Source organism: Parapedobacter luteus, from assembly GCF_900168055.1.
In the GTDB taxonomy this organism is placed as follows: domain Bacteria; phylum Bacteroidota; class Bacteroidia; order Sphingobacteriales; family Sphingobacteriaceae; genus Parapedobacter; species Parapedobacter luteus.
The window spans coordinates 338669-352645 of the sequence record NZ_FUYS01000001.1 but is presented as its reverse complement, the minus strand read 5'-3'; the positions used below and the strand labels follow the sequence as shown (position 1 = coordinate 352645).

At 49.3% G+C, this 13977-nt stretch carries 13 protein-coding genes; 8 read left to right on the top strand and 5 right to left on the bottom strand.

Going from position 1 to position 13977, the window contains the following annotated elements; translation table 11 throughout:
• Window positions 1-21: 21 nt before the first annotated feature.
• Window positions 22-1206 carry a trans-sulfuration enzyme family protein gene (locus B5X72_RS01495; RefSeq protein WP_079715030.1) on the bottom strand — a complete coding sequence of 395 codons (1185 nt, stop codon included), beginning with the start codon at window positions 1204-1206 and terminating at the stop codon, window positions 22-24.
• Window positions 1207-1360: 154 nt separating this feature from the next.
• Here B5X72_RS01495 and B5X72_RS01490 point away from each other — a divergent pair, with 154 nt between their 5' ends.
• From B5X72_RS01490 to B5X72_RS01480, 3 genes are all read left to right on the top strand, one after another.
• The gene (locus B5X72_RS01490) at window positions 1361-1759 is read left to right on the top strand and encodes an iron chaperone (protein ID WP_079715380.1); all 399 of its coding nucleotides are present in this window, start codon (window positions 1361-1363) and stop codon (window positions 1757-1759) included.
• 3 nt (window positions 1760-1762) lie between these two features.
• A complete protein-coding gene (locus tag B5X72_RS01485; protein ID WP_139378479.1) occupies window positions 1763-2224 on the top strand; it encodes a GNAT family N-acetyltransferase in 462 nt (153 codons plus the stop codon).
• A 140-nt stretch (window positions 2225-2364) separates the two neighbouring features.
• Window positions 2365-2973: a 2'-5' RNA ligase family protein gene (locus B5X72_RS01480; RefSeq protein ID WP_079715028.1), complete on the top strand. Its 609-nt coding sequence runs from the start codon at window positions 2365-2367 to the stop codon at window positions 2971-2973.
• A gap of 2 nt (window positions 2974-2975) precedes the next feature.
• Here the strand turns inward: B5X72_RS01480 and B5X72_RS01475 are convergent, their stop codons facing one another.
• From B5X72_RS01475 to B5X72_RS01460, 3 genes are all read right to left on the bottom strand, one after another.
• Entirely contained in the window at window positions 2976-3563 is a 588-nt protein-coding gene (locus tag B5X72_RS01475) for an RNA polymerase sigma factor (RefSeq protein ID WP_079715027.1), read from the bottom strand.
• 369 nt (window positions 3564-3932) lie between these two features.
• A complete protein-coding gene (gene glyA, locus B5X72_RS01465; protein ID WP_079715025.1) occupies window positions 3933-5204 on the bottom strand; it encodes a serine hydroxymethyltransferase in 1272 nt (423 codons plus the stop codon).
• A gap of 60 nt (window positions 5205-5264) precedes the next feature.
• A complete protein-coding gene (locus B5X72_RS01460; RefSeq protein ID WP_079715024.1) occupies window positions 5265-5792 on the bottom strand; it encodes a DUF7935 family protein in 528 nt (175 codons plus the stop codon).
• A 102-nt stretch (window positions 5793-5894) separates the two neighbouring features.
• On the opposite strand from B5X72_RS01460, the gene B5X72_RS01455 reads away from it, so the two are divergent.
• From B5X72_RS01455 to B5X72_RS01440, 4 genes are all read left to right on the top strand, one after another.
• Complete coding sequence (locus B5X72_RS01455; protein WP_079715023.1) at window positions 5895-6248, top strand: HesB/IscA family protein; 354 nt, start codon at window positions 5895-5897, stop codon at window positions 6246-6248.
• 399 nt (window positions 6249-6647) lie between these two features.
• Window positions 6648-10061 carry an isoleucine--tRNA ligase gene (ileS, locus tag B5X72_RS01450; protein WP_079715022.1) on the top strand — a complete coding sequence of 1138 codons (3414 nt, stop codon included), beginning with the start codon at window positions 6648-6650 and terminating at the stop codon, window positions 10059-10061.
• Between the two features lie 4 nt (window positions 10062-10065).
• Window positions 10066-10452 carry a TraR/DksA family transcriptional regulator gene (locus B5X72_RS01445; protein WP_079715021.1) on the top strand — a complete coding sequence of 129 codons (387 nt, stop codon included), beginning with the start codon at window positions 10066-10068 and terminating at the stop codon, window positions 10450-10452.
• Between the two features lie 92 nt (window positions 10453-10544).
• Window positions 10545-11195, top strand: coding sequence for a lipoprotein signal peptidase (locus tag B5X72_RS01440; RefSeq protein ID WP_079715020.1), 651 nt, complete (start codon window positions 10545-10547; stop codon window positions 11193-11195).
• Window positions 11196-11336: 141 nt separating this feature from the next.
• On the opposite strand, the gene gnd is transcribed toward B5X72_RS01440, so the two are convergent.
• On the bottom strand, window positions 11337-12791 hold the full coding sequence (gene gnd, locus B5X72_RS01435; RefSeq protein ID WP_079715379.1) for a decarboxylating NADP(+)-dependent phosphogluconate dehydrogenase: 1455 nt from the start codon (window positions 12789-12791) through the stop codon (window positions 11337-11339).
• Window positions 12792-13039: 248 nt separating this feature from the next.
• Here gnd and B5X72_RS01430 point away from each other — a divergent pair, with 248 nt between their 5' ends.
• The gene (locus tag B5X72_RS01430) at window positions 13040-13975 is read left to right on the top strand and encodes a glycoside hydrolase family 43 protein (protein ID WP_079715019.1); all 936 of its coding nucleotides are present in this window, start codon (window positions 13040-13042) and stop codon (window positions 13973-13975) included.
• Window positions 13976-13977: the final 2 nt, after the last annotated feature.

Sequence of the window (13977 nt, the reverse complement as noted above, 5' to 3'; positions counted from 1 at the left end):
CGCTAAGTTAAGAATTTTGTCTCAAATCCGCCCCAGGGCCTGCTCAAAATCTCCGATCAAATCTTCCTCATGCTCAATGCCCACGGAGATGCGCAACATGCCATCATTGATGCCCGCTTTCAGCTTCTGCTCTGGCGAGTGGTGTAGCCCCCACATGCTTGCCGGATGGACGACCAAGGACTCTACACCACCCAAGCTCGCCGCATTGGCAAAGAGCTGTAAGCTATTCAATACTGTTTGGGCACGCGTAAACTGCTCTTGCTCATCTTTACCGGCTATCTCCACGCAAAGCATGCCCGTGAAACCATTCATTTGCCGCCGGGCCAGCTCATGCTGCGGATGCGAGGGCAAACCGCAATAAAGCACACGCTTGATGAGCGGATGGGTTTCAAACCATTGGGCAAGCGCCAAGGCATTTGCGTTTATTTGCTTGACGCGGAGAGACAGTGTACGTAGTCCACGCAGCAGCAGCCAAGCATCAAATGGGGCTAAGGCCCCGCCCAATGAAAGCATTTTTTTCCATGCTTTATTCACCGCCGCCGACGTACCACAGATGACACCTGCGGTCAAATCGCTGTGGCCGCCCAGGTATTTGGTGGCACTGTGCACAATAATATCAATGCCGAAATCCCCGGGCCGCTGATTGATGGGGCTGGCGAATGTATTATCACAAACCGTGGTAATGCCTTTTTCCCTCGCTAATGCGCCCACGTAGGCCAAATCCGTGATAGCGAGATTAGGGTTCGAAGGTGTTTCGACATAAATTAATGCCGTGTTGGGCCTTATTTCGGCATCAAGCGAAGAATTATCGCTTTGGTCAAAATAAGACACTTCAACGCCGAATTGCGGCAATACCTCTTTCAGCAACACGCTTGCCGCCGAATAATGTGATCGCTGCGCAACCACATGGTCGCCGGCCTTTACGATGGATAGCACCGCGGTACTGACTGCGGCCATCCCCGTAGCCGTCAGAAGCGCGGCTTCGGTACCTTCCAGTCTGGCCACCAACTCCGCCGTCTGACTGCTTACCGGATTGCCGTGCCGGTGGTAAAAATAGGGATGGCGGGCTTCCGTGGCCGCCTTCAGGTATTCCTCCGGATTGGTATCAGCAAAATAGGTCGCCGTTTGGTATATTGGGGGAATAACTGAACGAGTTTCGTTGAAAGCTTTCCCCGAATGGATTAAATCCGTTTCGATATGGCTCATAGTGTGTGTGATTATATCCGGCTAAGGTAAGGAGATGCCGTGGCAAAAACAATGTATACCTCAACTTGTCGCATCTCCCCCCTTACATTGTCATACTTTCCCATTTGCTCGTCCATGGCCATGGATTATGTTTGCATTAAAATATGCAAGTGACATGGAACGAAAAAAAACATCGAGTTTCAATTCTGTGGATGCATACCTTGCCACCATTACTGACGACAAACAAAAAGCGACGTTGGCACGCGTACGATCCCTCATTAGACAGGCAGCTCCCGACGCCGAGGAAACCATCAGCTATCAAATGCCGACTTACAAATATCACGGTACGCTCGTCTACTTTGCCGCATGGAAAAACCATTGGGGGTTGTATCCCGCCAGCGCGACGATCCAGCAGGCATTCAAGGATAAGCTGGCTGACTACAAACAGACAAAAGGCGCCATCCAATTTCCTTGGGAAGAGCCACTTTCCGAAACGCTGATCACGCAGCTCATTAAAAAACGTGTGGAGGAAAACATCCAAGCAACACGGCCGGAGGCCACATCTTCTGAATGATCCATGTTATTTATCATTGACAGGTTAATGCCGCATAGGGCGACTGCCGACACCGAAGGCAGCGATGACGGTCACCAACTCAGGGGCAGCGGCATCATGCTAAAGGTCCTGACAAGTGCCGATGCAGACGCATTCTTCAACTTGCATGTTCGCTCAGCTGATGATACCGGCTGCCGGCGCCAGCTGATTCGCAACGACGACACATCGGAAACCTTTGCACAACGTATTGTTTCCACCTATGAGATGGTATGGACAATCCGCCCGGAAAACTACCCCGATACAATTATCGGCGACTGCGCTATACGTTATCGCGACAAGACCAGCAATAACGAGCTGGCATTTGAAGGCTCCCTTATCCCGGCATACCAGCATCAGGGCATCATGACCACCGCCTTTTCGATAATTGCACGCTTTGTAAAGGAACATTACGCAGGCGGCAACCTTCCTTTTCCATTGTCGCGATAGCCGAAGCTGCTCGCAATGCGTTAAACCTTCCACCACGCCGCCGCAGGCATTATATGAATGTTAATAATTTTAGTAAAAAATTCAATTAAATTTGGAAACCCCCAAATGTTGTTTTATTTTTACTAAAAGAATTAGTCGCAATGAAAGCATCCATTCCAAGAGGGTACCGGCTGTGTGAGTATTTGCTCATCATTGAGCCCACGGACCAGGCGAAGAAGCAGATACAAGCGTTCAAGCAGTATTTTATAAAATGCCACCGTTATCAGAATGCCATCGTTTCAAAAGGCCACATCACCCTGGCGAGATTCCTTCAATACGAACACCGTGAGCAGCGCATAGTCCAAAAGCTCCAGCAACTTGCGGATTGCACGCAACCTTTCCAGGTCGAATTACAGAATTTCGGCAGTTTTGGTCACACGCTATTTATTGATATCAAATCGGCGGATCCCATCCTTCAGGTCGTTGCCATGCATAGGCACGAACTTCGCCCCTTGATAAACGGACCTAAGCATGTTGCCCCTTATTTTGCAACGAAGCCACACATTACCATCGCGCGAAATCTCACTCCGTCCCAAAATGAGGCGATATGGCCTATCTGGGAAAGGACACGCTACAACGAAACATTCAGCGCCAAGAACATGGTGTTATTGAAGCGCATCGCCGGCATCCGGTCTCCCTATACCATCGTCCGGAAATTCGATTTCCTGGGCTTACTACCTGCGGTTGTCCAAGGGAAACTATTCGCCTGAGGCTATCCGATTTTCAGCGCGAGCTCCTTGCCATACATCATCTTGCGCAAGTTATTCAGTGCATAGCGCATTCTGCCCAACGCGGTATTGATGCTTACCTGTGTTACATCAGCTATCTCCTTAAAGCTCATTTCGCCATAATGACGCATGATAAGCACTTCCTTTTGGTCATCCGGAAGCAGCTGAATCATTTTCCTCAGGTCCTTGTAGGTCTGCTCGCGGATCATTCGCGTTTCAACGCTTTCGTCCGCAAAATGCAGCACATCAAAAATATCAAATCCCTCGCTGTTGACCACCACAGGTGTACGGCGTTCTTTCCGATAATAATCAATTACCAGGTTGTGCGCGATACGCATCACCCAAGGCAAAAATTTACCTTCTTCGTTATAACGGCCGCCCCTAAGGGTATTGATTACTTTGATAAACGTGTCCTGAAAAATATCTTCTGCCAGGTATTCATCCTTCACCAGCAAGTAAATGGATGTGTATATTTTAGATTTATACCGGTCTATCAAGGTTTCCAGACCCCGCTCATCACCGGACACATACAGACGGATGAGTTCTTGGTCTGTTCGTTGTTCAAGCTTCATAATACGCTACGCTCACTTTTACTATTTTCAACAAATAAGTAATTCTCTTTTTGTAGTCGTATCTCCTATAGCCGTTCTCCTATCAATGGTTTCGTTAATCAAGCCAAAAAAAAGCAAAATTTTCAGTATTTCAAAGCCTTTGTTGATTTTTCATGAGAATAATTTGTTTATTCATTACTTGTTTGTTTTTAAAGGCATTCATGCTGCCTTCGGCGGTTTTATCGGCAATGAAGCTTGCATGAATTGCCGACACATGTCCGTGAAGGACAATTCATGCAGGTTTTGCCTCCTTCCTGTTTATCAAAGACAGCTTTGCACAAAAAAAGACCCCGTTTAAGACCGAGACCTTTCGAATGCCTGCAGAATGGCTTACTTGTATAGCGGGTACTCAGCCATCAACAGCTTGACCTTATTGTGAATCTTGCCTAACGCCGTATCGTCGTCATGTTTGATCAGCGCCACGTCAATCATTTCGGCAATTTCCAGCATTTGTTCTTCTTTAAGGCCCCGGCTGGTGATAGCTGCGGTACCCAAGCGGATGCCGGAGGTTACAAATGGCGACTTATCGTCGAAGGGCACCATGTTTTTGTTGATAGTGATGCCTGCCTTGCCCAGTGCTGCTTCAGCGGCCTTTCCGCTGATACCTTTGTTGCGGAGATCAATCAGCATGAGGTGATTGTCTGTGCCACCGGAAATGATGCTGTAACCTTTATCTACAAATACCTTCGCTAAAGCGGCCGCATTTTTCTTCACTTGGATGACGTACTCCATGTATTCTTCGCTAAGCGCTTCACCGAATGCAATAGCCTTAGCTGCAATGATGTGCTCCAAAGGCCCACCCTGGGTGCCGGGGAACACCGCCAAATCCAGCAAGGATGTGATGCTACGAACTTCCCCTTTTGGTGTCTTAATGCCCCAGGGGTTTTCAAAATCCTTACCTACCATAATGAGACCTCCACGAGGCCCGCGCAGGGTTTTGTGCGTGGTGGTCGTTACCACATGACAATGCGGAAGCGGATCACTAAGCAGCCCACGAGCGATCAGCCCTGCCGGATGGGAAATATCAGCTACAACCAGCGCGCCGATTTCATCAGCCACCCGGCGGATGAAGGCGTAGTCCCAATCGCGCGAATAAGCAGAAGCTCCGCAAATAATTACTTTCGGTCTTTCTTGCAGTGCGACTTCTTCGAGTTGTTTATAGTCAATCAAGCCGGTCTCTTTATCCACCCCATAGAACAACGGTTGGTAGAGCTTGCCCGAAAAATTGACCGGAGAGCCGTGCGTAAGGTGCCCTCCATGGGATAGATCGAAACCCAAAATCTTGTCTCCAGGCTGCAACAGTGCCAAAAATACGGCAGCGTTGGCCTGGGCGCCGGAATGTGGCTGCACATTTACCCATTCGGCATTAAAAAGCTGCTTCGCACGCTCGATGGCAATAGTCTCGACCTCATCGACTACCTCGCAACCGCCATAGTAACGCTTTCCAGGCAAGCCTTCGGCGTATTTATTGGTCAGCACCGAACCGGCTGCCTCCATCACCTGCTTGCTTACAAAGTTCTCCGAAGCGATAAGTTCAATACCCTCTTCCTGGCGTGTAAGCTCCCGGTTGATTAAATTAAAAATGGTTTCGTCCCTTCTCATTATGATACAAAGAATTGAATGTTAAAAAGTTGCGCAAAGATATAAACTTGCATCCAATATTCAACGTTCGAGCTCACTTTTGATGGCTTTAAGTGCCAGGTCATACGGATTTTCGTCCAGGGTGTTGATGTGTTCAAGGATTACCGTGCTGAGTTCTTTTGCGTCCGCGTTAGCTGGCAGTCCCGCTGCCGCATTGCGGATGAGTGCCACGGTGCGCTGCTTGAGTTGCTTGGTGACCGCCCATGCTGCAGTGCTCACATACAACTGTTGGGTGATATTGTGCTGATATTCAGCACGTATTTCGCTGACCAACAGGTGCTGAAAAGCTTCGGCATCCAGCCCGGGTTCGTGCAGCCGCAGCAACATATTCGCCGGCGCGATGCGTTCGACAAACAGCACCAGCCGCTCATAGGCCTGCAGCCGCAAAGGCTGTAGTTCCTTCCTCGCCGCATGCCCTGCCTCCAACATTTTAAGCCGAAAAACATGACTGTTGTATTTCGTCCAAAACATCCAGTTTGCTACGCCCATCACCAAGCATCCGGCCAAGACGTATTTGGTGAGATCAGTTAAGAATAGTGCAATATCCATGAGTTGTCGTTTGTTTATGGAACGTCAAAATCCACATCATCCTGCAAAAGTGTAGAATTTTATGTATTTTTGTGTGTTTGAATTTAATTAATTGCAACGAAGATGAGCACAGCAACACTTTCACCGACGGCACCATTGACCTTGACACCAGGCGCTATCAAGGAGCTTAAAAAGTTGAAAGAACAACAGGAAATCTCGGATGATTTCGGATTGCGAGTAGGCGTTGAAGGCGGTGGATGTGCCGGAATGAATTATATATTGGGATTTGACCAAAAGAAAGAAGGCGATTCGGAATACAATATCGAAGGGATACGTATTTTCATGAATAAAGCACATGGCCTCTACCTCGCGGGCATGGAGATTGACTTCCGGAGTGGCTTGGATGCCCGTGGCTTTACCTTCAACAATCCGAATGCTTCAAGCACCTGTGGCTGCGGGTCGTCTTTTTCGGCGTAATACCGCCGCTTTAACCATTGAAACTACCACCGCCAATACAGCTTGCATAGCACCTTTTGGCGGTTTTGTCATATAACGGGCTACACGATCGTTAGTTTTTTTTTACCCATCTTTTACCGGTTCCTTACCTCTTGTTTATTTCTTCCTTACCCTTTCCTTACCTTTTCCTTACCTTTTCCTTACCTTTTCCTTACCAACAGGGTAACGGAAAGGTAGCGCTGCGGTAACCCAACGGTAACCCGGATCCATCGGTTATCCAGGCTAGCACAGACAAACGTTAAGAAAGAGAATAAAGCGAACGATTCCAGCTGGGGAGCAACCGCGCGAATCAAACCTTTCTTTTTCCTTTCATACTAATTCGCTATCTTTGCATCCTCATTTTTCGAATACAAACAATTGATGTACAAGGAATATAAGCAGCTCAATTTACCCGAAATCGGCAAGGAAATATTGGATCGTTGGCGGACGGAACACATCTTTGAAAAAAGCATCACGCAGCGTCCGGCCAACAAGCCCTATACCTTTTACGAAGGCCCGCCTTCAGCGAATGGCATGCCGGGCATCCACCATGTCATGGCAAGGGCCATCAAGGATATTTTTTGCCGCTACAAGACCCTCAAGGGTTATCAGGTAAAGCGCAAAGGAGGCTGGGATACGCATGGCCTGCCCATCGAGCTGGCTGTGGAAAAGACCCTTGGCATTACCAAAGAAGATATCGGCAAGACCATATCCGTAGCCGATTACAACGCGGCCTGCCGTCGGGAAGTCATGAAATATACCGATGTGTGGAATGACCTTACCGAAAAAATGGGCTATTGGGTGGATTTGCAAAATCCATACATCACCTACAAGAACGAGTACATCGAGACGCTGTGGTGGATACTAAAAGAGCTGTATAAAAAAGGGCTACTTTACAAGGGTTATACCATACAACCCTACTCACCCGCTGCCGGTTCGGGCCTTAGCTCGCATGAGCTCAATCAACCCGGCACATACAGACCAGTGAAGGACACAACCATTGTAGCCGAATTTCGGGTCAAAAGAGATCAAGTACACCCGGCCATGGCCATGCTCTTTGAGGATGAAAACGAGGATACCGCCATCCTGGCTTGGACCACCACACCGTGGACGTTGCCTGCCAACAGTGCACTGGTTGTGGGCAAGGATATCCGCTACGTCAAAGTGCGCACCTTCAACCCCTATACGTTTGAGCCGGTGAGCGTTGTATTGGCGAAGGAACTGCTAAGCCGGTATTTCAAGCCTGAAGGGCAGGCGATTTCATTGAAAGACTACAATCAAGGAGACAAAATCATTCCTTGGGAAGTCAGGGCCGAGTTTTTAGGAGCCGAACTGCTTAATCTCCGGTACCATCAGCTGCTGCCCTATGTCTCCAGCGAAGAATTGGAGCAAAAGGCCTTTCGGGTCATCGCAGGTGATTTCGTGACCATCGAAGACGGCACGGGCATCGTACACTCATCTGCGACATTTGGCGCAGACGACTTCCGTGTAAGCAAAGAAAACGATGTACCGGGGGTTTTTGTGAAAGACGAGAACGGCAAGGATGTCCCCATCGTAGACAAGCGGGGCCGCTTTGTCAAAGAAATCGGCGAATTTGGCGGACGCTTCGTCAAAGAAGAATATTACAGCGATGAAGAGCGCGCAGCCGAGGGCTTCAAGCCCACCGATGTGCTCATCGCCATCAAACTCAAAGAAGAAAACAAAGCTTTCGAAGTCAAACGATACGAACACAGCTATCCGCATTGTTGGCGTACGGACAAGCCGGTACTTTACTACCCACTGGATAGCTGGTTTATCCGCACGACAGCGGCGAAAGATGAGCTGGTGGCGCTCAACAAAACCATCAATTGGAAGCCTGAAGCCACGGGCACGGGCCGCTTCGGCAACTGGCTGGAGAACCTTGTTGACTGGAACCTTTCGCGTTCGCGGTTCTGGGGGACTCCCCTACCCATTTGGCGCAGTGAAGACGAGAACGAAGAGATCTGCATCGGCTCCATAAGCGAACTGAAGGCCCATATCGAAAAGAGCCTCGCGTCGGGCGTGCTCAACGACGCTGAAAAAACAACGCTACAGGAATACTTGCACAAATTCGGCACCGATGAGCTGGACCTCCACCGGCCGTATGTGGATGATATCGTGCTCGTCTCTGACGCTGGGCAGAAACTCTACCGCGAACCCGATCTCATCGACGTCTGGTTTGACAGCGGAGCGATGCCCTTTGCGCAGTGGGGGTTGGATCAGGAGAAGCTTGCTGAAGGCGACGATGCGCCTTTCAAAACTGGTTTTGAGGGGGCATACCCGGCAGACTTCATTGCCGAGGGTGTCGATCAAACGCGCGGCTGGTTTTTTACCCTGCATGCCATTTCCACGATGCTCAGGCATTCCGTAGCGTTCAAAAACGTGGTATCCAACGGCCTGGTATTGGACAAAAACGGCAATAAAATGTCCAAGCGGCTGGGCAATGCCGTTGACCCCTTCGCTACCATCGAAAAATACAGCGCCGATGCCACGCGTTGGTATATGATTAGCAATGCATCCCCTTGGGACAACCTTAAGTTCAATGAGGAAGGGCTGGACGAGGTACGGCGCAAGTTTTTCGGCACGTTGTACAATACCTATGCGTTTTTTGCCCTATATGCCAATATCGACAAATTTGCCTACCAAGAGCCTGACCTGCCCATTGCCAGCAGGCCGGAGATAGACCGCTGGATTATCTCGTTGCTCAACAGCCTGACACAGGAAGTAGATGGCTACTATGCGGATTTCGAGCCAACAAAAGCCGCCCGCGCCATACAGACGTTTGTAGATGAGCACCTAAGCAATTGGTACGTTCGCCTCTGCCGCAGGCGCTTCTGGAAAGGGGAATATACTGAAGACAAGATTTCAGCATATCAAACACTCTACACGTGCCTTGATACGATTGCGAAGCTGATGTCGCCCATCGCGCCATTCTTCAGTGATCGGCTGTACCTGGACCTGAACGATGCCACAGGCAAAGAACAGGCCGAATCCGTACATTTAGCTGATTTCCCGGCATACCACGAAGACTTGGTAGATAAAGCACTGGAGGAACGCATGACCCTGGCGCAGGACATATCGTCACTTACCCTTTCATTACGCAAAAAAACCGGCATCAACGTCCGGCAACCGCTTAACAAAATCCTGCTTCCCGTGTTGGACGATGACTTCCGCAGGCAGGTCGAAAAAGTAAAGGACCTTGTCCTTTCTGAAACCAATATCAAGGAAATTGAATTTATTACGGATACTTCGGGCATCATCAAAAAAAGAATCAAGCCGAATTTCAAGGCCCTCGGCCCCAAAGTAGGCAAAGACATGAAGTCCGTGGCTGCTACCATCCAGGCGTTCACTGCAGAAGAAATTGCAACGTTGGAGCGTGAAGGAGCAATCGCAATACCCGGCACACCCTATGTCGTGCTGTTAGCCGATGTGGAGATTATTGCCGAGGATGTCGCCGGATGGCAGGTATCCAATTTGGGTAAACTTACGGTAGCTTTGGACGTCCATATCACGCCGGAGCTGAGAAACGAAGGTATCGCCCGTGAGCTGATCAATCGCATCCAGAATCTCCGTAAAGAACGCGGGTTCGAGGTCACCGACCGGATTAGCGTGCGCCTGACCGATATCCCCGATATTACCGAAGCAGCAAAGATTAATTTATCTTATATTCGCACCGAGATATTGGCAGACTCTTTGATGTTTGAGGATACCCTTGCCAACGGTGATACCATAGAAATTGCGGAAAGGGAGTTGAACGTATTAATCGAAAAAGTATAAAAATATGGCAAACAACAGCGAAAAAACACGGTATAGTGACGCAGAATTGCAAGAATTCAAGGAAATTATCTTGGAAAAGCTCCGTGTAGCCAAGGAGGAGCTGTCGGCCCTGACCAAATCGTTGAATGCAAGCAATGCCAACGGAACTGACGATACGGCAGGAACTTTCAAAACCTTGGAAGATGGCTCTGCCACATTGGAAAAGGAACAGACCAACCAATTGGCAGCCCGGCAAAAGAAATTCATAGACAACTTAGAGGCCGCATTGGTGCGTATCGAAAACAAGACGTACGGTATTTGCCGCGAGACAGGAAAACTTATCCAGAAAGAGCGTCTTCGTGCAGTACCGCATACGACCTTGAGCATGGAAGCCAAATTGAAACAATATTAGAACCAGCTATCGGAAATCAGCTATCGGAAATCGGCTTTTTACGCCGGTGAGAAGTCGACAGCTGGCAAGCCGACGGCCGGACAACTAACAGCATGAAAGGTTATACTAAACCCCTTATACTAATTGTATCAGTGCTTCTGGTAGACCAGCTCTCCAAGCTATGGATAAAGCTCAACATGACGCTTGGACAGGAATATAATATATTAGGCGACTGGTTTATCATTCACTTTACCGAGAATAATGGCATGGCGTTCGGCCTTGAATTCGGTGGCGAATCCGGTAAGTTGGCGCTGTCCCTATTCCGCATCGCGGCAGTGGCCGGTATCGGTTATGGCCTGCATTACATGATCAAGCACAAATACCATCGCGGGTTTATCCTGAATGTGGCGCTGATATTTGCGGGGGCAATGGGCAATATCATTGATTCAACCTTTTATGGCCTTATCTTCAGCGAGAGCACCTGGTTTGAAAAAGCAAGGCTTTTCCCGCCCGAAGGCGGCTATTCCAGTTTGCTGCATGGCAAAGTGGTAGACATGCTCTATTTCCCCATCATCAAGGGAACGTTTCCCTCCTGGCTGCCGATTTGGGGCGGCGAAGATTTTCTATTTTTCCGTCCGGTATTCAACATTGCGGACTCCGCCATTACCGTGGGTGTAGCGCTTATCCTACTGTATCAAAAACGGTATTTCAAGGAAGAAATCGTCGAACCAGAAAGCTATAATAGCGAAGTGGTGGAAGATTGATCAAGGGGAGAGAACGTGGAAGACTAGCCAATAAGGGATCATAACGCGTAAGGACAAACAAGCCGATATAACAAAACAGCAGCGTCAAGTGACTTGGCGCTGCTGTTTTGTTATCGGGGGTATTTATTAATACCCGACACCTTACACATCATAGGTGGTGGAGGAGGTTTCTCCGCCCCTTCCCGTCCAATTGGTATGGAAAAATTCGCCACGGGGTCTATCCAGCCGCTCATAAGTATGGGCGCCAAAATAATCACGTTGTGCCTGCAACAAGTTGGCGGGCAACCGCTCACACCGGTACCCATCATAGTAAATCAACCCCGCACTGAGACACGGTACGGGTATGCCGTTGGTAATCGCGGCTGCCACGACTTTACGCCATCCGCTTTGGGCGGCTTGTATTTTCTCTTTAAAGAAATCATCCAGTATCAAATTCCGCAAGTCAGGATTTTTATCAAACGCTTCCTTGATTTTCCCCAGGAATGCCGAACGGATGATACACCCCTCGCGCCACATTAAAGCGATGCTACCGTAGTTGAGCTTCCAACCATACTCTTTGGCTGCCACGGCCATCATCTGAAAGCCCTGTGCATAGGAGATTACTTTTGCGGCATACAACGCGTCGCGAAGGTCGTCAATAAAGGCCTGTCTATCGCCGTCAAACGATGGTAAAGGCCCCTGTAGCACTTTGGAAGCCGCCACACGTTCATCCTTCAACGCTGATAGGCACCGGGCAAAAACGGATTCAGCAATAAGCGTCAGCGGCACCCCCAGCTCCAGGGCCACCGTGCCTGTCCATTTGCCTGTACCCTTTTGGCCTGCGGTATCCAGAATTTTGTCGACCAACGGCAGGCCGTCCTCGTCCTTAAACGCCAAAATATCGCGTGTAATTTCAATGAGGTAGCTGTCAAGCTCCCCTTCATTCCATTCCTTAAATACCTCATGCATCTCATCCGGCGTCATGCCCAACACATCTTTCATCATGTGGTATGTTTCGTTGATGAGCTGCATGTCGCCATATTCGATACCATTGTGCACCATCTTCACGAAATGCCCTGCACCGCCTTCGCCCACCCAATCGCAGCAGGGCGTGCCGTCAGCTACTTTGGCAGCTATGGCTTGGAAAATCGGCTTGATGGCCGGCCACGCGGCAGCTGACCCACCCGGCATGATCGATGGTCCCAAAAGCGCGCCTTCTTCACCTCCGGAGACGCCGGTACCGATATACAGCAATCCTTTACTCTCCACGTATTTGGTGCGGCGCTCCGTGTCGGGGAAATGCGAGTTTCCACCATCAATGATGATGTCGCCAGGTTCCAAATGCGGAATCAGCAGGTCGATAAAGTCGTCCACAGGCTTACCCGCCTTGACCATCAGCATGATTTTCCGGGGCCTTTTAAGCGAACGGATCAAATCCTCGATGGAAGTGGCCCCATAAATGTTTTTGCCTTTTGCCCGGCCATTGACGAAGCGTTCTACTTTATCCACGGTACGGTTGTAGGCCGTTACATGAAAGCCTTTGCTCTCCATATTCAGGATGAGGTTTTCCCCCATCACGGCGATACCAATGACGCCTATATCAGATTTTTCTTGCATACGCATCTCCAATTAGTTTGCTCCCAAAGTTATACTTTAAGCACTACGAAAAAAGACAAAAAAAGAAAAATGTTTTTATTATGATACCGTGCCGGGGCATTCCCGGCCGGCAGCGCGCCAAGGATGATGTATTTTCCCTAATTTTCTACCCAAAATTGCAAATCAAAGTGTATTTTAGCGCAAACAAACCCTTATAGCTGATGAATATTTTTCGTACTTGTTGCATCCTATCGTTTACGTCGCTTTTCATGCTTGGTCTTTCACAACGCCTATCGGCCCAGCAAAACCCTGTTTTCCCCGGTTGGTACGCTGATCCGGAGGGCATTGTCTACGGCGACCGTTTTTGGGTATATCCTACGTATTCGGCTCCTTACGAGGAGCAGGTGTTTTTCGATGCCTTTTCTTCTCCGGACCTTGTCAACTGGACCAAACATCCACGCATCATCGATACAGCCGAAGTCAAATGGGCCAAACGGGCCATGTGGGCTCCCGGCGTGCTGGAGAAAGATGCCCGGTATTACTTCTTTTTCGCGGCCAACGACGTCCACGAAGGTGAGGTGGGCGGCATCGGGGTTGCTGTAGCCGACAAACCCGAAGGTCCGTTCAAAGATTTATTGGGGAAACCACTGATCAACGAAATTGTCAATGGTGCACAACCGATTGACCAATTTGTATTTAAAGATAAAGACGGTTCATACTACATGTACTACGGTGGCTGGAAGCACTGCAACATCGTTAAACTGAACGACGACTTCACCGGCTTGGTACCTTTCGAAGACGGTGAACTTTATAAAGAAGTCACCCCCGAGGGGTACGTAGAAGGGCCGTTTATGTTTATGCGAGACGGCAAGTACTACTTCATGTGGTCCGAAGGCGGATGGGGCGGTCCGCATTACAAGGTAGCTTATGCAATCGCGGACTCCCCCTTTGGCCCATTTGAACGGGTAGCCACCATCTTAGAACAAGATCCCGAAATCGCTACGGGCGCGGGGCACCACTCGGTCATCCAAGTCCCCGGCCAAGACCAGTGGTACATCGTATACCATCGCCGTCCGTTGGATAAAAAAGGTGCAAACGAGCGGGTTACCTGTATCGATGAAATGCACTTCGATGAAGAGGGCTATATCCTGCCGGTCAAGATGACGCACACTGGCGTACGACATCCCTTAGGCAATCAACAGTAGTG